This window comes from Variovorax sp. SG517 (assembly GCF_013376045.1).
Taxonomy (GTDB): domain Bacteria; phylum Pseudomonadota; class Gammaproteobacteria; order Burkholderiales; family Burkholderiaceae_C; genus Variovorax.
Genome location: NZ_JABMJG010000002.1, coordinates 563,998 through 584,942, shown reverse-complemented (window position 1 = coordinate 584,942; position 20,945 = coordinate 563,998). Strand labels below are relative to the sequence as shown.

Sequence of the window (20,945 nt, the reverse complement as noted above, 5' to 3'; positions counted from 1 at the left end):
GGTTGACAAGGCTCTCCTGGTGCTTCGATACTGAACTCTCAGGTTCATCATTGAACAAAGGAGACCCCATGCAGAAGATCATTCCCTGTCTCTGGTTCGACACCAACGGCGAGGAGGCGCTGAAGTTCTACAGCAGCATCTTTCCGAATTCGCGCGTCACCGACACGCTGCTCTGGGGCGACGCCAACCCCGAGCGCAAGGGCTCGCTGCTCACCGCCACCTTCGAGCTCGACGGGCAGAAGTTCATGGTTCTCAACGGCGGCCCGCAATACAAGTTCAACCCGGCCATCTCGATGTTCGTGCCCTGCGAAACGCAGGCCGAGGTCGACTACTACTGGGACAGGCTGCTCGAAGGCGGCGGCGAGCCGGTGCAGTGCGGCTGGCTCACCGATCGTTTCGGCGTCTCATGGCAGGTCGCGCCTATGGCCATGATCCGCATGTTCCAGGACAAGGACGAGGCCAAGGCCAACCGGGCGATGCAGGCCATGATGAAGATGGTCAAGCTCGACCTTGCCGAGGTGCAGCGCGCCTTCGACGGCAAGTAGGAAAACGGTCGAAGGGCGCGGCGACTACACCAACCGGCGGATCGACTTCTTGCGCCAGACCAGCTGGTAGTACGCGGTCTGCAGCAGCAGCATCGCGCCGAAGGTCACCGGGTAGGCGACCCAGATCCCGTCGAGGCCGATGCGGTGGCTCATGACCCATGCCACCGGCACCTCAACGCCCAGGATGCAGAAGATGGAGATCAGCGTCGGCACCAGCACCGAGCCGCTGGCGCGCATGATCCCCGACAGCGCCGAGGCCATGCCGAAGACCACCAGGCTCCACAGCATGATGTGCAGCAGCGTCTGCGCGATCTCGATGACCGGCGCGCTGGTGATGAAGAAGCCCATCAGCGGCCGCGAGAACAGGTAGCCCAGCAGCACCAGTCCGCCGGTCAGCACCAGGTTCATCAGCAGCGCCGTCTTCGCGATGGCGCCGAGCCGGTTGGCCCGGCCCGCGCCGATGGCCTGCGCGCCGAGGATCGACGCGGTGATCGCGATGGAGATGGCCGGGAACTGCACGTAGGCCACCACCTGGTTCACGGCGCCATAGGCCGCCGTGGCGTTCGAGCCGAAGCCGTTGACCATCGACAGCAGCACCACCTCGGCCAGCGCCACCACGATCATCTGCACGCCCGTGGGCACGCCGATGCGCAGCACGGCCTTCAGCAGCTGCGGCTGGATGCGCAGGTTGCGCATGAACTGCGCGTCGGGCGCGAGCGGGCTCTTGCGCTGGCGCAGGCGAAAGCCCAGCCAGGTCGTCGCCACCGCGAACGACAGCACCGACGCCCATGCACCGCTGGCCACGCCGAGCTGCGGCAGGCCGCCCCAGCCGCGGATGAGCGCGGGCGTGACCACCAGCCCGATCAGCGTGGAGATCAGCAGCGTGAGCAGCGGCGTGACGGTGTCGCCCACGCCGCGCAGCATGGCGGTGACCAGCAGGAAGACGAACACGCCCGGCATCGCGATCAGCATGATGCGGGCGTAGCGCGTGGAGTCGGCCAGCACGTCGGGCGGCGTGCCCAGCGCGGCCAGCATCGGCGTGGTGAACGCGCCGCCGAACACGGCGATCACCAGCCCCATCAGCACGCCGACGGTGAGCGTGGTGCCGGCCACGGCCTTGGCCTTGGCGACGTCGCGCGCGCCCCAGGCCTGGCCGATGAGCACCGAGGCGCCGGCGCCCAGGCCGATGATGAAGGCGATGAAGAAGAACATCACCGGGAAGAAGCTCGACACCGCCGCCAGCGCGCCCACGCCGAGCATCTGCCCCACGTACACGTTGTTCAGCGTGCCCGAGAGCGACTGGAGGATGTTGCTGAGCAACATCGGCGCGAGGAAGAAAAGAAAGACCTTCCACAGAGGCCTTGGCGCGTTGACCGGCGCCACGGGCACGCCTTGCATTCCGCTCGGGTCGGCGGCGCCGCCGGACCCTGTTGTCTCGGTTGTCGTTCTCATTGGGTGCGCCAGCCGGCGGCCGACAGTTTCTGCAGATGGGCGCGCACGTCCGCGGGCCAGGTTTCTATGAGGTTGGCGAAGCGCTGCTCCTCGCCGGCGAACAATGCGCGCGTGGCCTCCTCGAAGCCCGGCAGGTTGCCCGCGATGGCGGTCATGAAGCGGTAGGCGGCTTCCTGTGCGGCGCGCACGATGTCGCGCTCCGCGTTCACGCGGCGGGCGTCGTCGACCAGCTTGCGCAGCGCGACCGAGGCGCCGCCGGGCTGGCGGCCGAGCCAGTCCCAGTGGCGCGGCAGCAGCGTGACTTCACGCGCGACCACGCCGAGCTTGGGACGGCCGACGCCGCGCGGGGCATCGTCGCGATGCTCGGTTTCGTGGTCGCGCAGCTCGGGCGGAAGCTCGCGCATGTCGAGGTCGAGCTGCGCGCCGGTCTGGTCGTCGAACACGAGATAGGGGCCGGGATCGTCGCGGCGGCGCAGCTGGTCGAGCACTTCGGCCTTGCTGCCCTGTGCGACGCGCTGGAAGCCGAAGAAAACGGTCAGGGTGGTGGGGGTGTCGGATGACATTCGGGTGTTTGTTCCTGGGGGTACCAAGCGAAACGAGGTGCGTAATCTACTCGCTGCCGCGCTTTGGTGCGCGTCATCTCTTCGCCATGTGTCGCATGGGTGCCCGGTGCATGTTTCAACGCGTGTTGTAGCCCTTCGGCCCGAAGCACTGCAGCTCTTCCTGCCAGAGCGAAAGAAGCCTTTCGAGTTCAGCCTTTCGATCGAAGGCGGGGTCTTCGCGCTCCTTGACGCGGTCGATCACCTCGAAGCTGAAATGGCCTGCGCCGTGCGCGATCCAGTCCTGCCCGAGCGCCTTGCTGCGGTGGCTGCGCATGTTCAGCTCGAAGCGCGCGCGGTTCATCGCACCTTCGACGTCCAGGCTTCCGCCCACGTAGACGCGGCCGCTCGAGCCGTTGCGGATGACGTAGACGCCTGCGGGGCGCGGCGTTTCCTTGTATTGCCGCACGAGGGCGCGGCGGCTTTCCGTGGAGAGGTTCATTCTTCTTATATTACCCGGGTTAAATAAGAATCGCAATATAACCCGGGTAAATTCATTCAACCTTCCCTCAACCGCCGCCAGCCGCGGGCGATCCGCCGGTTGAGCGCCCGCACCACGCGCCAGGGGCGGCTCTGGCGCACGATGGTGAGCACGTGGTCCTTCCACGCCTTCCATCGGGGATACCAGCGGGCAAACCAGGGAATGCGCATCAGCGGCCCTTCGACCAGCTGGAAGATCCGCGCGACGATGGCGGTGCCCACGAGCTTGGCCAGCACCAGCACGGTGAGGGCGGTGGCGGCATGGCCCCGGCTGAACAGGAACAGCGCCAGCACCTTCACCGGCAGCAGCAACAGCACCGGAACGAAGAAGGCCAGCAGCGCGCCCCAGGGCGGCAGGCGCCGAAGCCTTTCTTCGAGAGCGGCCCAGAAGGGAAGGCGCGACAGCCGGGCCGCGAGCGCGGCCAGCGGCTCCCAGCCCCATTCCTCGAAGAGCAGCAGCGGAACGACCAGCGCGGTGCCGATGGCGCGGAGCAGGGCGCGCAAGACGCGCGGGAATGTGGGCATCCCGCTAGCGTAAGGCAACGCGGCCCCGTCCCCCCATCCCCAGTCTGCCCGCCACGCCTGCCCGTCTATTTGCCGGCGGGCACGAAGAACAGGTATTCGCCGCGGCCCATCTCCGGCGTGACCTCGTAGCCGGCGCACAGGTCGCTGGTGCACTGGATCACGATCACGCGCGGCCAGATCGTCGCCGCGGTGGGGTAGCCCGGCATGTACTGCGGCACGTGCCACACACCCAGGGAGCCTACCGCTTCCGCATTCTCGGTACCCCGTGCGTTCTGAAGGCCGCTACCCATGTTCATCCGCTCGACGCGCAGCGTGGGCTGCGCGACGGAAGCGGCCGCGGCCGCCGTCGTCGCGCAGCAGGCCACCAGCCAGAGGAGAAGTACGGTCCTGGTCATTTCAGGCTCCGCGCGGTCATTGCGGAACCGTCCGCGGGCCGGGGCCGTCGTCGAACCGGCCGTCGAGCAGGTGCGCGGCGCGGATGGCGGCAGCGTCGCGCGGGTCGATCGGCGTCACCGTCGCGCTGGCGACCGGGGTCGTCACTGCGAGCGGCTCCTGCTCGGCAACGGGCGCGGCGGCCACCTGCTGCGGCGCCGCCTCGGCGACGGGAGCCGGTGGCGGCGGCAACGGGGCGGCCGAAGCGGGCACGATCGCCGGCGATGCAGGAGGCGCGGCTGGCACGACAGGTGCGACAGGCGCGGCGGCCACCGGGCGAGGCGGCGAGGCCGGCGCACCGCTGGCCGATGCCTGCGGGCCGTAGGCCGAGACGCGCTCTTCCGCCGTCATCGACTGCGGGCATTTCGTGCCCGTCATCTCCAGGGCGGCCAAGGCCGCGGGGTCCATGCAGTCCATGGCGAGCGAGGCAGCCTTCATGCCCTTGTTCCAGAGCTCGCGGCTCATCTTCAGCCGCTTGCAGTGCTCGTCCGTCCAGGTGGTGCCGAAGCTGAGGCCGACGCCCGGGCCGTTCGCGCTGGCGCTGGTGCTGCCCATGCAGGTGTCGTTGCTGGTCGTCAGGTTGGGGCCGTTGACCGACGGCACGTTCTTGATGGTGTAGCTGCCGCGGTAGTCGATGGTGCTGGTCGTCGCGCCGCTGCTGTTGACGTTCTGGGTCACCGTCGACGGGTTGGTGGTGTTGAAGTTCACGGCCTGGCTGTTGCCCTGTGCCGAGGTGGTGGCCGAACTCGATGACTGGTTGTTGGCTCCGCCCGCCGTGGTTTGCGCCATCGCGCCCGCGGACAGGCCCAGCAAGGCCAGGACGATAAGTTTTTTCATTTTCTCGACTCCTTTGGTGGCGGGGGAGGGGCGCACCCCTCCCCATTTCCGAATGCAACAACCGGATGCCGGTGAAGCTCAGGGTGCCGAAGCCGTCGAGCCGGCGCCGGCCAGGCCGCCGGTGCCGCCGCCGTTGCTGAAGCCGCCGGCATTGCCGAAGCTGACATTGGTCACGCCGAAGGAGCCGCCGGTGGAGCCCGCGGTGGCCGAGGTGGTGGTGCCGTTGATGAAGCCGTTGATGGCGCCCGAGGAGGCGCTGAAGCCCGACGTCGTGCCGGAGGTGCGCGTCACGATGGCAATGCCGCCGCCGGGGCCGGCGGCCGTTGCCGCCGTGTTGTTGGTGGTGGAGGAGGCGGTACCGCCGGCGCTGCCGCTCACCGAGTTCGGGCCGCCCGCGCTGTAGTTGGCATTGGCCGATGCGCCTGCATTGGCCTGGGCGTTGGCACCGCCCGTCGCGAGGCCGTTGCCGGTCGTCACGGCCATGCTGGTCACGCTGCCCTGGGTCGTTGCCGTGCCGCTGGCGGTGGCGCCGCCGATGCGCAGGCCCGGGAAGCTCACGGCGCCGCCCCCCGCGTTGGCCGAGGCCGACGAGCTGGAATTTGCCGCGTTGTAGCTCAGTGCACTGCCCGTGCCGGAACTGGCTGCCACCGAGCCGGCCGAGCTGGAAGAGCCGGTCGTCGTGCTGGTGGCGGCAAGGGCCGTGGTGCTCGTGGCAGAGGCGACGCTTCCTACCAGGACCACTGCGATGGCGATGAGAGTCTTCTTCATGATGCTTCCTCGAGAGATGGTGGTGAAACGAACCCGATCGCCGGAGCATCCGGCCATCAGCTGACGGTCAGAAGCGGGGGCTGAAGTGGTTTCCGCGTCGACCGGGATGCAGTTTCTTGGCGGGGAAGCGAATGAAGAATGCCCAGTGCTGGGTAGAGGGAGGCTATGGCGAAAGGCGTGTTCCAGCCCCTCCCGCGAGCGACCCGGAGGACATCTTTACGTGCCGGGACAAAGGGAAAAGTACAACTTCCGATGGACAGCAGTCTCGAATCGAAACAGAATGCAACCAAAGTAATCAAAAAAACTGAAACCAAAAATCTGAATGGAAATGGATTAACTTTTCGTCACGAACAAGGTGAACCTGTTGTCACAAAGGGGCTGAAATGGAAAGCGATCTCGACATTTCGTTGACAGATTCAGGGAATGGGTCTAGGAAATATGCGAACCCGGGGCAGTTCGGAGGGCTCCTCGCTCCCTCCGCCGATACCCTCCCGTGGCCCGATTTCCTTACAGGGCAGCAAACCAAACCAGTACGCGTCCTGCTGGTGGACGACGACCCCTTCGTGCGTCGCGTCATCGCCCAGGAACTGCTGGGCGACCTGCGCATCCAGATCGAGGGCCAGGCCGGTACCCTGCGCGAGGGACGCCGGCTGCTGATGCAGCATGAATTCGACGTTCTCATGGTCGACATCCGCCTCGGCGACGGCAGCGGATTCGAGCTGATCGAGGAGGCCAAGCGCCACCGCAGCGCGGCCGAGATCATCGTCATCTCCGCGCTCGAGGACGAACCCCAGGTGCTGCATGCCTTCGAGCTCGGAGCTTCAGGCTACCTCGTCAAGAACGCGTGGTTCCAGAGCTATGCGCAGGCCGTGCTGCAGGTGGTGAACGGGGGCGCCGCCATCACGCCGCGGCTGGCCCGCCGGCTGCTCGTGCACCTCGACCACAAGCGCTCCAACGTGAACCCGGTGCGCCCGCCGGACAGCAAGGCCACGTTATCCACCCGGGAGCGCGAAGTGTTGCGACTTGTAGCAACGGGCTACGTGACCGAGGAGATCGCGCTGCAGCTCACCATCAGCGCCCAGACGGTCAACGCGCACGTCAAGAACATCTATCGCAAGCTGCACGCCCATACCCGCGCGCAGGCCGTGAGCTTCGCCTCCCACCGGGGACTCCTGTAGGGCATGCCATGCTCGCGCCGCAGGTGCTTCAGCTTCCGCACATTCTGGAAGACCAGTTCGTGTGGTTGTCGATCGGCTCGTGGCTCCTGCTGCTGACGTGGCTCTACTCGCGCGTCTCGCGCCGGCGGCTGCTGATGTGGGCCGCGCTGGCCGGCGCGCTGCACCTGACGCCGGTTGCCGCGCAGGTCATCAGGGCGGGGTCGGCCATCACGGTCATGGCGCAGGACATGCCGTTCACCTTCTGGGCGCTGCAGGTGGTCAACGTGCTGGTGCTGGGCATGATCCTGGGCATCTGGTATTTCTCGCAGCGGCGCGCATCGCGCTGCCGCCAGGCCCAGGCGGTGATGGCCGAGCGCCGCCGCATCGCCAACGACCTGCACGACGGCGTCGGCTCCAGGCTGGTGGCGCTGCTGGCCAGCCAGGACCCCAGGTCGGGCGGGTCCGACAGCCTCTCCATGGCGCTGCAGGCCTGCCTGCTCGAACTGCAGATGACCGTGGACGACCTGGACGACCAGGGCGACAGCACCGTGGTCGAGCGGCTGGGCCATCTGCGCTACCGGCTGAGGCCCGCGTTCGAGCGCATGGGCATCGCGCTCGACTGGAGCGTCTCGCCCGATTCCGAAACCTTCCCCATGCCGACTGAAACCGCGTCACAGGTCTGCCGCGTGGCGCAGGAGGCCTTGTCCAACGCCTTGCGCCACTCCCGTGCGACCCGCGTCGAGCTGCGCGTGGAGCCGCAGCAGCGCGGCCGGGCGATGTCGCTCGAAGTGCGGGACAACGGCCGGGGGCTGGGCGCGCCGGGCAGCCTGCCGGCCGGGGAAGGGCACTTTCCCGAAAGCCTCGGCAAGGGGCTGCGCAGCATGCATTCGCGCGCCGAGGCGATCGGTGCCGAGCTCGACATCTCTCCCGTGGCGCCGCACGGCCTGTGCGTGCGGCTGGTGGTGCCCTGCGAGGCGGCTGGCCAGCCGCCGCAGCAGCCCGAAGCACGGCCCGAACACGAAAGCATGCTGTAACACGCCCGCCGGGCGACCCGGCGCGGATGCCGTTCCCGCCTATGGCAAACTCCCGCGCTTTGCCAGGGACGCGCTCAAGACATGCAGAAAATCATTCGCCAGCTCGCCGTCGAGATCAAGGTCGGCGAGAACCAGGTGAAGGCCGCCGTCGAACTGCTCGACGGAGGCGCCACGGTTCCATTCATCGCCCGCTACCGCAAGGAAGCCACCGATGGCCTCGACGACACCCAGCTGCGCGAACTCGAAGCGCGTCTTTCCTACCTGCGCGAACTCGAAGACCGCCGCGTGGCCGTGCTCAAGGCCATCGACGAACAGGGCAAGCTGACCCCCGATCTGCGCGCCGCCATCGAGCTGGCGCCCACCAAGCAGGAACTCGAAGACCTCTACCTGCCGTTCAAGCAGAAGCGCCGCACCAAGGGCCAGATCGCCCGCGAGTTCGGCATCGAGCCGCTGGCCGACAAGCTGCTGGCCGACCCCACGCTCGACCCCGCCGTGGAAGCCAAGGCCTTCCTGCAGCCCGCCACCACGCTCGACGACGGCAAGCCGGGCCCCGATTTCTCCACCGTGCCGCTCGTGCTCGACGGCGTGCGCGACATCCTTTCCGAGCGCTGGGCCGAAGACGCCGCGCTGGTGCAGAGCCTGCGCGAATGGCTCTGGAACGAGGGCCTGCTGCGCTCCAGCCTCATGGCCGGCAAGGACGAGAACAACGCCGACGTCGCCAAGTTCCGCGACTACTTCGAATACGACGAGCCCATCGGCCGCGTGCCCTCGCACCGCGCGCTGGCCGTGTTCCGCGGCCGCGCGCTCGAGATCCTCGACGCCAAGCTGGTGCTGCCCGTGGAGCCCGAACCGGGCAAGCCCAGCATCGCCGAAGGCCGCATCGCGCTGCACCTGGGCTGGAGCCATTCGGGCCGCCCGGCCGATGACCTGATCCGCAAGTGCGTGGCCTGGACCTGGCGCGTGAAGCTGGCGCTGTCCACCGAGCGCGACCTGTTCACCCGCCTGCGCGAAGACGCCGAGAAGGTCGCCATCAAGGTGTTCGCCGACAACCTGCGCGACCTGCTGCTGGCCGCGCCCGCCGGCCCGCGCGTGGTGATGGGCCTGGACCCCGGCATCCGCACCGGCGTGAAGGTGGCCGTGGTCGACTCCACCGGCAAGCTGGTCGAGACCGCCACCGTGTTCCCGCACGAGCCGCGCAAGGACTGGGAGGGCTCGCTCCACACCCTGGGCAAGCTGTGCGCCAAGCACGGCGTGAACCTGATCGCCATTGGCAACGGCACCGCCAGCCGCGAGACCGACAAGCTAGCTGCCGACCTCATCAAGCTGCTGGCCAAGATGGCCGCGCAGGCCGGCGCGCCCGAACTGAAGGTCGACAAGGTGGTGGTGAGCGAGGCCGGCGCCTCGGTGTACTCCGCCAGCGAATTCGCCTCGCAGGAAATGCCCGACGTGGACGTGAGCCTGCGCGGCGCCGCCTCCATCGCGCGTCGCCTGCAGGACCCGCTGGCCGAGCTCGTGAAGATCGACCCAAAGAGCATCGGCGTAGGCCAGTACCAGCACGACGTGAACCAGAGCGAGCTCGCGCGCACGCTGCAGGCCGTGGTGGAAGACTGCGTGAACTCCGTCGGGGTGGACCTCAACACCGCCAGCGTGCCGCTGCTCAGCCGCGTGTCGGGCCTGTCGTCCAGCGTGGCGAAGGCGGTGGTGCGCTGGCGCGAAGCCAACGGCGCGTTCTCCACCCGCAAGCAGCTGCTGGACGTGACCGGCTTTGGCCCCAAGGCTTTTGAACAAAGCGCGGGCTTCCTGCGCATCCGCGGCGGCGCCGACCCGCTGGACATCACCGGCGTGCACCCCGAGACCTATCCGCTGGTCGAGCAGATCATCGTCAAGACCGGCAAGCCCATCACCGAGCTGATGGGGCGCGCCGACATGCTCAAGACGCTGAAGCCCGAGCTGTTCGCCAACGAGAAGTTCGGCGTGATCACCGTCAAGGACATCCTGGGCGAACTCGAGAAGCCCGGCCGCGACCCGCGCCCCGACTTCAAGGTGGCGCGCTTCAACGACGGCGTGGAAGACATCGCCGACCTGAAGGAGGGCATGGTGCTCGAAGGCACCGTGAGCAACGTGGCCCAGTTCGGCGCCTTCGTCGATCTCGGCGTGCACCAGGACGGCCTGGTCCACGTGAGCCAGCTGAGCCACAAGTTCGTGAACGACGCACGCGAGGTCGTGAAGACCGGCGACATCGTCAAGGTCAAGGTGATGGAAGTGGACGTGGCCCGCAAGCGCATCGGCCTGTCGATGAAGCTCGACGCCGCCCCCGCACGCCGCGACGGGCCGCGCGACAACCGCTTCGAAGGGGCGGGACGCGGCCAGCAGCAGCACGGCCGCCGCGACAGCTCGCCGCAACCGGCCGGCCAGATGGCCAATGCCTTCGCCAAGCTGCAGGGGCTTCGCAAGTAAGTCCGGCTGAAAGAACGATTGCCCATTAAACTAGTCATCTAACTAGTTATGAATGGGTGATCCGCCATGAAAACCTGGCCGGTTCAAGACGCCAAGGCGCGTTTCAGTGAATTCCTGGAGGCTTGCCTGGTCGACGGGCCTCAGATGGTGACGAAGCGCGGCGCCGAAGCAGCCGTGCTCGTTCCGGCTGCTGAGTGGCGGCGCCTGCACGCGAGCGCCAAGCCGTCGCTCAAGGATCTGCTGCTTTCGGAAGAAGCCCGCACCGAATTTCTCGTCCCTCAGCGGGGTAGCGCTCGCAGGCGCCGCGTCACCCCGATGCGCTGAGGTCGGCATGTACCTGTTGGACACGAACGTCATTTCCGAACTCCGCAGGCCCCGTCCGCATGGCGCGGTGCTCGCGTGGATCGCCCCCATCGCGGACGGCGACCTGCATCTCTCGGCGGTGACGCTCGGAGAGATCCAGGCCGGCATCGAACTCACGCGCGAGCAGGACGCAGCCAAGGCCGACGAGATCGAGCAATGGGCGGCCATGGTTGCCGCCTCGTACAACGTCCTGCCCATGGATGCGGAAACCTTCAGGCTCTGGGCGAAGCTGATGCATCGCAGTTCGGACACGCTGTACGAGGACGCGATGATCGCCGCCACCGCCAGGCAGCACGCGCTGACAGTGGTGACCCGCAACGTCAGCGACTTCGCCGGATTCGGCGTCGAGGTTCTGAATCCTTTCGAGCAGGCGAAGGCATGAAAGCCCTGCGCATCTACGCCGGCCCTGCGGCCCGCAAGCACATCGAGCAGCATGGCCTGCGACCGCAGGACGTGCGCACCGTTCCCGGCGCGGCGGGCGGACCGAAGGGGCTGATCCTCGGGCCGCTCGACCGCTTCATCTTCGGGCGCTGGCTGCCGCAGTCGAGCCAGCAGGTGCACCTGGTGGGCGCGTCGATCGGCGCGTGGCGGCTGTCGACGGCCTGCCTGTCGGATCCCGATTCCGCCTTCGAGCGCTTCGAGCACGACTACGTGCACCAGCAGTTTGAGGTGCCGCCCGGGCAGAAGAAGCTCAGTCCGAGCCAGCTCAGCGAGCGCTTCGCCGAGAGCCTCGAATCGTTCTACGGCGGGCGCATCGCCGAGGTGCTGAGCCATCCGCGCTACCGACTGCATGTGGTGACGTCGCGCGGCCGGCACATCCTGGGGCGCGAGGGCAGGGCGCGCACGCCGGTGGGTTACCTGGGCGCCTTCGCCACCAACAGCCTGCACCGCAAGAGCCTGGGCGCGTGGCTGGAGCGCTGCGTGTTCTCCACGCCCGGCGCGCCATTGCCTTTCGCCACACGTGACTTCCGCACGCGCCAGCATGCGCTGAGCGAGGCCAACTTCAACATGGTGCTGCAGGCCTCGTGCTCCATCCCGTTCCTGCTGGCGGCGGTGCACGACATCCCCGGCGCGCCGCGCGGCGCCTACTGGGACGGCGGCATCACCGACTACCACCTACACCTGGACTACCAGCCGGCCGACGAAGGCATCGTGCTGTACCCGCACTTCCAGCAGGCGGTGGTGCCGGGCTGGCTCGACAAGGGCCTGCGCTGGCGCCACAAGGCCAGCGGTTTTCTCGACCGGATGGTGGTGCTTGCGCCCGACTCGGAATGGGTTCGGTCACTGCCCAACGGCAAGCTGCCCGACCGCAAGGACTTCATCCATTTCGCGAACGACGCGCAGGCGCGCATCGCCGCATGGGGCCGCGCCACGCGCGAGGCGCGGCGGCTTTCCGACGAGTTCGAGGGCTGGCTTCAGCGCGACGGCGTGCCGGAGCTGCTGCCGCTCTGACCCGGCAGCGCCAGGGGCACGGCGCAGTCGAGCACGTTCACTTCCACCGCATCGCCGACATTGAGCCGGGCGCCTGCAGGCCAGCGCCCGGTGCCTAGCGAGCGGCTGTGCACGCCTGTGTTGCGGTAGCGCACGACGGCATAGGGCGCCGCGGCACCGCCGTCCGAGCCGCAATCGCGATCGGCCGTGGCGGCAAGCTCGTCCGCGCGCCCGACGCTGACGACCTCGGCAGCGCGCCAGCCGGCGGAGCGGTCGAAGGAATGCGCATCGAAGGACGAGCAGCCGCCCAGCATCAGCACCCCAAGCAGGAACAGTCGCATCATGGCACCGGCCCTGTCGCTGCGATCGCTGCCGTGGCCTGGATCTCGACGCGGTACTCGGAGTCGATCAGCTTCGCTCCCACCGTGGCGCGCGCCGGGGTGTGTCCCGCTGGCACCCATTCGTCCCACACCGAGTTCATCGCGGCGTAGTCGCCCACGGTGCGCAGGTAGATCGTCACGCTCACCAGGTCCTGCTTGGTGGCGCCCTGCGTGGCGAGCAGGCGGTCGATGTGATGGAGGATCTCGCGCGTCTGCCCGGTGATGTCGAGCGACGAGTTCTCGGCCACCTGGCCCGAGAGGTACAGCAGGCGTGCGGCGCCCAGGTCGACGGTCACCATCTCGCTGAAGCGGGGGCCCATGTCGTGGCGGATGATGTTCATGGCGATGCGGGAGATTTGGAGGAAGACGAGACGATGGCGGCTTGCTGCGCGTTCCACCAGCCGCCGCCCAGCGCCTGGAAGAGGGCGGCCGCATCGGTCAGCCGTAGCGCGCGGGCCTGCACCAGGTTGAGCAGCGCCTGCTGCTGTGCCTGCTGGGCAATGCGCAGCGAAAGCGCGCTGGCATCGCCCAGCCGCACCTGCGCCCGCGTGCGCGCCAGGCTTTGCGAGGCCGTTCGTTCGGCCTTCACGGCCGCCTGAAGCGCGCGGGTGTCGGCGTCGATGGCTTCGAGCGTGTTCGCCACGTCCTGGAAGGCGGCGAGCACCGTCGCGCGGTACTGCGCGGCGGCTTGATCGAAGGAAGCACGCGCGGCGGCCTCGCGGTGCTTGAGCGCGCCGCCGTCGAAGATGGGCTGTGTCACGCTCGCGGCCACCGTCCAGAAGAGCGAGGACGACTTAAAGAGATCCGCCAGCCGGTAGGCCGAGGAGCCGTACGAATTCACGCCCAGCGTCACGTTCGGCAGCCGTGCGGCCACCGCCACGCCGATGGCGGCGCTCGCCGACTTCAGCTGCGCCTCGGCCGCGCGAACGTCGGGGCGGTGCTCGACCAGGCTGGAAGGCAAGGTCAGCGGCAGCTCCGTCGGCAGCTGCAGGGCGTCGAGATCGAAGCGCGCCTCCACGCCCTGGCTCGGGAAGCGGCCGGCCAGCGTGGCCAGCAGGTTGCGCTGCTGCGCCAGCTGCCGGTCGAGCGGCGGCAGCGTCGCTTCGGTGGCGGCCAGCGCGGCCTCCTGAGCATCGACGTCGGCTGGCGCCGCCTGGCCCAGCGCCAGCTGCCTGCGATAGGCCTGCAGCACCTCTTTCTGGCCCGTGATGATCTTCAGCGTGGCGGCTTGCTGCGCGCGCAAAGAGGCTTCGGTGATGGCGGCGGTCACCACGTTGCTGCTGAGCGTGAGCTTTGCGGCCACGCTCTGGAACTGCTGCAGTTCGGTGTTGGCCTGCGCGCCTTCCACCTGCCTGCGGGTGGCGCCGAACACGTCAGGCGTGTACGACACCGTCACCTGCGCCGTATGCAGCGTGTAGAGGCTCGCGTTGGACGACACCGGGCTCGCTACCGCGCTGGCCACGCGCTGCCGCGTGGGCGAATAGCCCAGCGCCACGCTCGGCCAGAAGGCGGCGCGGTCGGCGGCTTCGTTCTCCTGTGCGGCGCGCAGAGCGGCGTCGGCCGCCTCGATGGTCGGGTTGCCGGCGAGGCTCTGGGTGACCAGCGCGTTCAGTGGCTCGCTGCGGAAGGCCTGCCACCACTGGGCTGGCACGTCCACATCGCTCGACAGGTGTGCGAGCGGCACGCCCTCGGCGGCCTCGCTCGTGGGTGGCTCAGCCGTGTATCGTTCGGGCAGGTCCAGCTGCGGGCGGGCGTAGTCGGGGCCGACCGCGCAGCCGGCCAGCAGCATCGCCGCGATGCCGGCCGTGATGCCAGCCGGGATGGGCGCCGCCAGGTTCGTCTTCTTTTTCATTTCTCTGTTCCCCTTACCGGTCGCGCCGCGAGCGCGTGCCCCAGCCCTTGCGTTCGAACAGGCGTTCCATCGCGAAGTACAGCGTGGGCAGGATGAAGAGCGTGAGCAGCGTCGACACCACCAGCCCGCCGACCACCACGGTCGCCAGGCCGCGCTGCACGTCGGTGCCCACGCCGGTTGCCAGGGCGGCGGGCAGCATGCCCACCGAGGCCACCGTGGCCGTCATCAGCACCGGCCGCAGCCGCTCGGTCGCGCCTTCGAGCACCGAGGCCTGCAGCGCCAGGCCTTCGCCGCGCACGCGGCGGAAGTTGGCAACCATGATGATCCCGTTCTGTATCGACACGCCGAAGAGCGCGATGAAGCCCACGGCAGTGGCCACGTTGAGCGTTTCGCCCGCCACGTGCACCGCGATCAGCCCGCCCAGCGTGGCCATCGGCACTACGCCCAGGATCAGCGCCACCTGCCGGATCTTTCCGAACTGGAAGAACAGCAGCACGGCCATGATGCCGACCACGATGGCCAGCGAGACCCCAAGCCGCGCCTGCGCGCGCTGCTGGTTCTCGAACTGGCCGGCCCACTGCAGGCGGAACTTCGCCGGGTCGAACTTCACTTCCTTCGCGATGCGGTCGCGTGCCTCGTCGAGGTATGAGGCCAGGTCGCGGTCGCGGTTGTCCACGCGCACGGTGATCTGGCGCTCGTTCATCTCGTGCGAGATCGTGCTTTCGCCGGTCTGCAGCCGGATGTCGGCCACCTGCGCGAGCGGCACTTTTGCGCCGCTGGAGCTGTTGAGCAGCAATGCGCCGATGGCTTCGGTGTTGCCCTTGGCGCTCTTGGGCATCTTCACCGACACGTTGTAGGTGCGGTTGCCCGAGTAGACGGTGATGACGGGCGCGCCGCCGATGCCTGTCTGGATCAGGTTGGCGACGTCGTTCGCGTTCACGCCGAAGCGCGCCGCCGCCTCGCGGTTGAGCTGGATCACCACCTGCGGAATCGGCGGCTCCTGGAACAGCGACGCCGAGGCCGTGCCGCGCACGGTCTGGAGCAGGTCGACGATCTGGTTGCCGATGCGCCGGCTTTCCTTCAGGTCGTCGCCATAGATGCGCAGCACCAGGGGGCTGTGCGCGCCGCCCACGGCGTCGTTCACGCCGTCGATGATCGGCTGGCTGATGCCCACGTCGAAGCCCGGCATGCGCGCGAAGCGCTCGGTCAGCGTGCGCACGAAGTCGGCCTTCTTCACGCCGGCCGGCCATTCACCGTACGACTTGAGGCCCACCGGTACCTCCATGTGCGAGGGCGTCCACGGATCGGTGCCGTCGTCGTTGCGGCCGAGCTGCGTCACCACGTACGAGACCTCGGGGTATTCGAGCAGCACGTGCCGCAGCTCGGTGGCCATCTCGCTGGCCTTGTCCAGTGACAGGCCCGAGGGCAGCTGCACCTGCAGCCACAAGGCGCCTTCGTCGATGTCGGGCAGGAACTCGCGCCCGGCCGTGGCACCCAGCACCACCACCGCTGCCAGCGCCGCCACGCTCAGACCGTAGGCGATGGCCGGCAGCTCCAGCAGCCGCGCCAGCACCCGGCGGTAGGCGCCGGTCAGCCACACCAGCGGCTTGTTGACGAAGGGCTTGCTCGGCTTGCGCAGCGCCACGTAGGCCAGGCTGGGAATGAGCGTCAACGCGCAGAGCAGGGCCCCCACCAGCGCGTAGCCGACCGTGAAGGCCATCGGCTTGAACAGCTTGCCCTCGGCGCGCTCGAAGGCGAAGAGCGGAAAGTACGCCGTGATGATGATCAGCGTGGCGAAGAAGATCGGCCCCGACACATGGCTCACCGTCTCGAGGATGTTGCCCTCGGTGAGCGTGGCGTGCGGCTCTTCTTCGCGGCGCCGCAGGATGGCCTCCATCACCACGATGGCGCCGTCCACGATGATGCCGAAGTCGATCGCGCCCAGCGAGAACAGGTTGGCCGGCATGCGGGTGAAGTGCATCACGATGAACACCGTCACCAGCGACATCGGAATGGCCACCGCCGCCACCACCGCGCTGCGCGGGCTGCCCAGGAAAAGAATGAGCACGAAGCAAACCAGCGCCATGCCTTCGAGCACAGTGTGCGTCACCTTGTCCACGGTGAGCTTCACCAGGTCGTCGCGGTCGATGTAGGGCACGATCTTCACGCCTATGGGCGCGAGCTCGGCCTGCAGTTCGTCGATCTTCTTGTGCACGCCTTCCAGCACGCGCGAGGGGTTCTCGTACTTGAGCATCAGCACGATGCCCTCGATGGTGTCCGGGTTGGTGTCCTTGCCGAGGATGCCGCCGCGCTCCTGGTGGCCGAACTGCAGCCGCCCGAGGTCGCGCACCAGCACCGGCGAACCGCTGCTCTGCGCCACCACCACGGAACCCAGGTCGTCCAGCGTGCGGATCTGGCCGATGCCGCGCACCACGTAGCTCTGGTCGCCGCGCGCGATGCGGCCACCGCCGGCGTTGGCGCTGTTGTTGTTGATGGCCGTAACCACGTCGTTGAGCACCAGTCCGTACTTCTGCAGGCGCGCCGGGTCCAGTTCCAGCTGGAACTCGCGGGTGAAGCCGCCGAAGTTGTTGATGTCGACCACGCCGGCCACCTGCTTGAGCGCGGGAATCACCTTCCAGCGCTGCAGCTCCGACAGCTCCATCAGGTTCCTGGTGTCCGACTCCAGCGTGTAGCGATAGATTTCGCCGGCCGGCCCAGCCACCGGGCCCAGGCCGGGCTGCGCACCGGTGGGCAGGCTGACCTGGCCGATGCGCTCGGTCACGCGCTGGCGGGCGAAGTAGTCGTCGGTGCCGTCCTTGAAGGTCAGCGTGATCAGCGAGAGGCCGAAGGTGCTGCTCGAGCGGATCGAGGCCAGCCCCGGCGTATTGCTCAGTGCGCGCTCCAGCGGCGTGGTGATCTGCTGCTCGATCTCCTCGGCGGCCAGGCCGTTGACCTGCGTGGTCACCTGCACGGTGACGTCGCCGAGGTCGGGGTACGCCTCCACGGTCATCTGCGTCCAAGACCACGCGCCGAAGAGCACCAGCGCCACCGACATCGCCCAGGCCAGGTGCCTGCGGCGGAAGAACTGGGTGATGATGAGGTTAATCATTCAGCAGCACACCACCACGCACCACCACGCGCTCGCCCGCGGCCAGGCCGCTGCGGATGCGGACCTTGTCGCCGTCTTCCCGGCCCAGCTCCACCGTGCGGCGCACGAAGGTCCAGGGCTCGGCCTCGACGAAGACGCTCACGCTGTCGTTGTTCATCAGCAATGCCGACGACGGCACCTGCGGCTGCGCGCCTTGCGGCACGCCCAGCACCGCCGTCGCATACATGTTGGGCTTGAAGATGCCGTCGGGGTTCGGGAACACGATGCGCGCGCGGGCGCGGCGCGTGTCGGCGTCGAGCACCGCGCTCACGAAGGCGACCTTGCCGCTGAAGCTGCGGCCCGGGTAGGCGGCCAGCGTGACCACCACGTTCTGCCCGGGCGCGACCGTGCCCACGGCGCTCTCGGGCACGTTGACCGTGACCCAGACCGAATCCAGGTTCGACACCGTCATCAGCACCGCGTTGGCGTCGTTCAGGTTCGAGCCGGCGGCCGCATTCAGCGCCGTGACCGTGCCGGAGGCGGGCGCGACGATCTTCAGCACCTGCCCGGCCTGGCCGGTTTGGGTGCCTCCGCCGTCCGCGCCCAGGCTGCGCAGGCGCGCCTCGCTGCGGCGCAGTTCGGCCGTCTGCTGGGCGACGGCGCTCTGGGCCGCTTCCACGTCTTTCGCGGCGTTGGAGCCGGCCTCGTTCACGCCGCGCGCACGCACCAGCGCGCGCTGAGCCAGGTCGAGCGCGTCGCGGGCCTTCTGGGCATCGGCCACGGCCTGCGCGAGGTCGGGCGAGCTCATCGTGGCGAGCACCTGGCCGCGCTTGACGGTATCGCCCAGGCGCACCTTGAGCTCGAGCAGCCGGCCGGTCAGCGGCGGCAGGATGTTGACGGTGCTCGCCGGGTTGGCTTCCACCGTGGCGGGCAGGCTCACCTCGTGCGGCAGCGTGTCCTGGCCGACGGTGGCGACCAGCAGCCGGTCGCGCAGCGGCGAGCCGGCGGGCACGCTCAGACGGTTGCCCTGGCGCACCAGCAACGGCGCGGGGGCGGCGGCCACCGTGGTGGCTGCATGGGCGGCGCCGTCGAAGGAGTCGACGCACAGGGCCGCGCAGGTCATCACGCCGAAGACGATGCGCGCGGGGGTGATCTGGTAGAGGGATTTCTTCTTCATCGCGATACGGATCTCGCGGGACGGGCGCGCCGTGCACGGGACGCCTTCCCATGCCCTCGATCCGCTCCCGTCTCCTGCCGCAGAGCGTAGGAAAAGGCGCCTGAAGAAGCTCCCAAGAAATCCTGAAGTTCTCTTAAGGATCCGGACCGGTGGCCCGGTGGCCCGGTGGCCGGGAGTCAGGAACGCACGGCATGATCCGTGCCATGAGAATTCTGCTGATCGAAGACGACCGCAAGGCCGCCCGGCTGCTGGCCCGGGGCCTCCAGGAGGAGGGCTTCGTGGTCGACGTGGTCCATACCGCGGAGGAGGGCGACGAGGAGGCGTTCGTCGTCGCGTACGACCTGATCGTGCTCGACTGGATGCTCCCCGGAAAAGACGGCCTCACGCTGTGCCGCGACCTGCGCCAGCGCGGCTGCAAGACGCCCGTGCTCATGCTGACCGCCCGCGACGCGCTCAGCGACCGCGTGGCCGGCCTCAACACCGGCGCCGACGACTACCTGACCAAGCCCTTCGCCTTCGACGAGCTGCTGGCCCGCGTGCGCGCGCTGCTGCGCCGCTCCGAGCTTGTGCGGCCGGTGGTGCTCGCACTGGCCGACCTGAGCCTCGACCCGATGAGCCAGCGCGTGCTGCGCGGCGGCATGGTGCTGGAACTGACGCACAAGGAGTTCGCGATCCTGCAGATCCTGCTGCGCCATGCCGGCGAGGTGGTCAGCCGCTCGCGCCTGGCCGAACAGGTGTGGAAGGACGACCTGATCTCCATCGACAACCTGATCGATGTGCACATCAGCAACCTGCGCCGCAAGGTCGATGCACCGCCGTGCGTGCCGCTGATCCACACGGTGCGCGGGCGCGGTTTCAGGCTGGCGCTGGCCGAGGATGCCAACGGGGGCGGAAGCGTCTTTCATGATTAGCTTCCGCAAGCGGCTGGCGCTGGCGCACGTCAGCGTGATCGTGGTGGTGATGGCGGTCGCCGCCTTCGCCTCCTACCTGGTGTTCTCGCGCAACGTGCATCGCGAACTCGACGCCGCACTGCTGGCGCTGGCCGAGACCGAGATGGGCATGCTGCTGGCGGCCGGCGAGGGCGACACCGTCATCGTCCACGAGGCGCCGCCGGGCCCCGGCGCGCCTTCGTTCGTGCGGCTCGACCGGCTGGTGCAGATCGTCGATGCCAACGGCCGCGTGCTTGCGCGCAGCAGCAACCTCGGCGAGGCGCAGCTGCCCATTCCGGCCGCGCTGCGCGAGCGGCTCGCAGCGGGCGAGACCGTCTTCGAGACGCTGGACGGCTACGGCGAGGAGCCCACGCGCATGGTCTCGGTGCCCGTGCCGGGCCACCACTCGCTGCTCGCAGTGCAGGTGGCGGGATCGCTGGACGACGTGAACCGCACCGTGGCCATGGCCAGCGCACTGTTCATCATCCTCGGCGGCGCGCTGCTGCTGGCACTGGGCGCGGCAGGCGCGCTCATCACCCGGCGCGCCTTCGGCGCCATCGACGACGTGGTGCTGCAGGCCCACCGAATCGGCGACGCAAACCTCGGCGAGCGGCTGCCGCACCCCGGCACCAGGGACGAGATCGGCCGGCTGGTGGACACGCTCAACGACATGCTCGCGCGCATCGAGCAAGGGATGGAGGCGCAGCGGCGCTTCACCGCCGATGCCTCGCACGAGCTGCGCTCGCCGCTGTCGCGCCTGCGCACCGAGCTCGAGTTGGCGCTGCGCAGGCCGCGCGAGCCCGCCGAGTACGTGGAGACGCTGCGCTCCTCGCTGGAGGAGGTCGAATCGCTCACGCTGCTGGTCGAGGAACTGCTGGTGCTGGCGCGCCTCGACGCCGGCCAGGAGCGTGACGCGGTGGAAACGGTGTCGCTGAACCAGCTCGCCGAGGAGGCCCTGCGGCGCCTGGAGCCGCTGGCGCGCGAACGCCGGCTCGCCCTGTCGCTGGACGCGCCATTCCCCGTCGATGCGCGCGTCGCCCGCGGTGCGGCCAGCCTGGCGCTGGCCAACCTGCTGGACAACGCCCTTAAGTTCTCGCCGCCCGACACGGTGGTGAACGTGAGCGTGCGCGCCGACCTGGAGGCCGACGAGGCGATCGTCAGCGTGTCGGACCACGGGCCGGGCATTCGCGGCGACGAGCTACCGCACCTTTTCAAGCGCTTCTACCGCGGCGCCGCCGCGCGTTCCGACGAGAAGACGCCCGGCCTCGGCCTGGGGCTGGCGCTGTCGCAGGCGGTGGTGCATGCGCATGGCGGGCGCATGGAGGCGGCGAACGAAGCGGGCGGCGGTGCGCGCTTCGACATGCGGTTGCGGCTGGCGCGCTGAATACGAAAGGCGCGGCGGGCAAACCCTGACCGCGGGTATGGCCGGCCCTTCCGAG

The 20,945-nt window shown here is 68.6% G+C and carries 21 protein-coding genes; 9 read left to right on the top strand and 12 right to left on the bottom strand.

Annotated elements, in window-relative coordinates; all coding sequences use genetic code 11:
* Positions 1-68: 68 nt before the first annotated feature.
* Positions 69-545, top strand: coding sequence for a VOC family protein (locus tag FHT32_RS08225; protein ID WP_176664140.1), 477 nt, complete (start codon positions 69-71; stop codon positions 543-545).
* Positions 546-569: 24 nt separating this feature from the next.
* On the opposite strand, the gene FHT32_RS08220 is transcribed toward FHT32_RS08225, so the two are convergent.
* From FHT32_RS08220 to FHT32_RS08190, 7 genes are all read right to left on the bottom strand, one after another.
* A complete protein-coding gene (locus FHT32_RS08220; RefSeq protein WP_176664370.1) occupies positions 570-1,943 on the bottom strand; it encodes an MATE family efflux transporter in 1,374 nt (457 codons plus the stop codon).
* A 50-nt stretch (positions 1,944-1,993) separates the two neighbouring features.
* Entirely contained in the window at positions 1,994-2,560 is a 567-nt protein-coding gene (locus FHT32_RS08215) for a DUF2239 family protein (RefSeq protein WP_176664139.1), read from the bottom strand.
* A 115-nt stretch (positions 2,561-2,675) separates the two neighbouring features.
* Positions 2,676-3,038, bottom strand: a complete 363-nt coding sequence (locus tag FHT32_RS08210) for a GIY-YIG nuclease family protein (protein WP_176664138.1) — start codon at positions 3,036-3,038, stop codon at positions 2,676-2,678.
* A gap of 56 nt (positions 3,039-3,094) precedes the next feature.
* Positions 3,095-3,601: a hypothetical protein gene (locus FHT32_RS08205; RefSeq protein ID WP_176664137.1), complete on the bottom strand. Its 507-nt coding sequence runs from the start codon at positions 3,599-3,601 to the stop codon at positions 3,095-3,097.
* A gap of 65 nt (positions 3,602-3,666) precedes the next feature.
* Positions 3,667-3,996, bottom strand: coding sequence for a hypothetical protein (locus tag FHT32_RS08200; protein ID WP_176664136.1), 330 nt, complete (start codon positions 3,994-3,996; stop codon positions 3,667-3,669).
* A gap of 16 nt (positions 3,997-4,012) precedes the next feature.
* The gene (locus FHT32_RS08195) at positions 4,013-4,870 is read right to left on the bottom strand and encodes a hypothetical protein (RefSeq protein ID WP_176664135.1); all 858 of its coding nucleotides are present in this window, start codon (positions 4,868-4,870) and stop codon (positions 4,013-4,015) included.
* A gap of 78 nt (positions 4,871-4,948) precedes the next feature.
* A complete protein-coding gene (locus FHT32_RS08190) occupies positions 4,949-5,638 on the bottom strand; it encodes a hypothetical protein (protein ID WP_176664134.1) in 690 nt (229 codons plus the stop codon).
* 383 nt (positions 5,639-6,021) lie between these two features.
* On the opposite strand from FHT32_RS08190, the gene FHT32_RS08185 reads away from it, so the two are divergent.
* From FHT32_RS08185 to FHT32_RS08160, 6 genes are all read left to right on the top strand, one after another.
* The gene (locus tag FHT32_RS08185; RefSeq protein ID WP_176664133.1) at positions 6,022-6,816 is read left to right on the top strand and encodes a response regulator transcription factor; all 795 of its coding nucleotides are present in this window, start codon (positions 6,022-6,024) and stop codon (positions 6,814-6,816) included.
* 8 nt (positions 6,817-6,824) lie between these two features.
* A complete protein-coding gene (locus FHT32_RS08180; protein ID WP_176664132.1) occupies positions 6,825-7,829 on the top strand; it encodes a sensor histidine kinase in 1,005 nt (334 codons plus the stop codon).
* An 81-nt stretch (positions 7,830-7,910) separates the two neighbouring features.
* Complete coding sequence (locus FHT32_RS08175) at positions 7,911-10,286, top strand: Tex family protein (RefSeq protein ID WP_176664131.1); 2,376 nt, start codon at positions 7,911-7,913, stop codon at positions 10,284-10,286.
* Positions 10,287-10,352: 66 nt separating this feature from the next.
* Entirely contained in the window at positions 10,353-10,610 is a 258-nt protein-coding gene (locus FHT32_RS08170; RefSeq protein WP_176664130.1) for a type II toxin-antitoxin system Phd/YefM family antitoxin, read from the top strand.
* Positions 10,611-10,617: 7 nt separating this feature from the next.
* Positions 10,618-11,031 carry a type II toxin-antitoxin system VapC family toxin gene (locus FHT32_RS08165; protein WP_176664129.1) on the top strand — a complete coding sequence of 138 codons (414 nt, stop codon included), beginning with the start codon at positions 10,618-10,620 and terminating at the stop codon, positions 11,029-11,031.
* Complete coding sequence (locus tag FHT32_RS08160; protein WP_176664128.1) at positions 11,028-12,101, top strand: phospholipase; 1,074 nt, start codon at positions 11,028-11,030, stop codon at positions 12,099-12,101. Before FHT32_RS08165 ends, FHT32_RS08160 begins: the two co-directional genes overlap by 4 nt.
* On the opposite strand, the gene FHT32_RS08155 is transcribed toward FHT32_RS08160, so the two are convergent.
* From FHT32_RS08155 to FHT32_RS08135, 5 genes are read right to left on the bottom strand one after another with little or no spacing between them, the layout of a single operon-like run.
* Positions 12,065-12,424, bottom strand: coding sequence for a hypothetical protein (locus FHT32_RS08155; protein WP_256098920.1), 360 nt, complete (start codon positions 12,422-12,424; stop codon positions 12,065-12,067). The genes FHT32_RS08160 and FHT32_RS08155 overlap by 37 nt on opposite strands.
* A complete protein-coding gene (locus tag FHT32_RS08150; protein WP_176664127.1) occupies positions 12,421-12,801 on the bottom strand; it encodes a RidA family protein in 381 nt (126 codons plus the stop codon). The genes FHT32_RS08155 and FHT32_RS08150 overlap by 4 nt, the downstream gene beginning before the upstream one ends.
* The gene (locus tag FHT32_RS08145) at positions 12,798-14,312 is read right to left on the bottom strand and encodes an efflux transporter outer membrane subunit (RefSeq protein ID WP_176664126.1); all 1,515 of its coding nucleotides are present in this window, start codon (positions 14,310-14,312) and stop codon (positions 12,798-12,800) included. Before FHT32_RS08145 ends, FHT32_RS08150 begins: the two co-directional genes overlap by 4 nt.
* 13 nt (positions 14,313-14,325) lie before the next feature.
* Positions 14,326-17,421 (bottom strand): efflux RND transporter permease subunit, encoded by a 3,096-nt coding sequence (locus tag FHT32_RS08140; RefSeq protein ID WP_176664125.1) that lies wholly within the window; start codon positions 17,419-17,421, stop codon positions 14,326-14,328.
* The gene (locus FHT32_RS08135) at positions 17,414-18,577 is read right to left on the bottom strand and encodes an efflux RND transporter periplasmic adaptor subunit (protein ID WP_176664124.1); all 1,164 of its coding nucleotides are present in this window, start codon (positions 18,575-18,577) and stop codon (positions 17,414-17,416) included. The genes FHT32_RS08140 and FHT32_RS08135 overlap by 8 nt, the downstream gene beginning before the upstream one ends.
* 203 nt (positions 18,578-18,780) lie before the next feature.
* Here FHT32_RS08135 and FHT32_RS08130 point away from each other — a divergent pair, with 203 nt between their 5' ends.
* Both FHT32_RS08130 and FHT32_RS08125 read left to right on the top strand, forming a co-directional pair.
* Entirely contained in the window at positions 18,781-19,488 is a 708-nt protein-coding gene (locus FHT32_RS08130; RefSeq protein ID WP_176664123.1) for a response regulator transcription factor, read from the top strand.
* The gene (locus FHT32_RS08125; RefSeq protein ID WP_176664122.1) at positions 19,481-20,890 is read left to right on the top strand and encodes a cell wall metabolism sensor histidine kinase WalK; all 1,410 of its coding nucleotides are present in this window, start codon (positions 19,481-19,483) and stop codon (positions 20,888-20,890) included. The genes FHT32_RS08130 and FHT32_RS08125 overlap by 8 nt, the downstream gene beginning before the upstream one ends.
* The last annotated feature ends 55 nt before the right edge of the window (positions 20,891-20,945 follow it).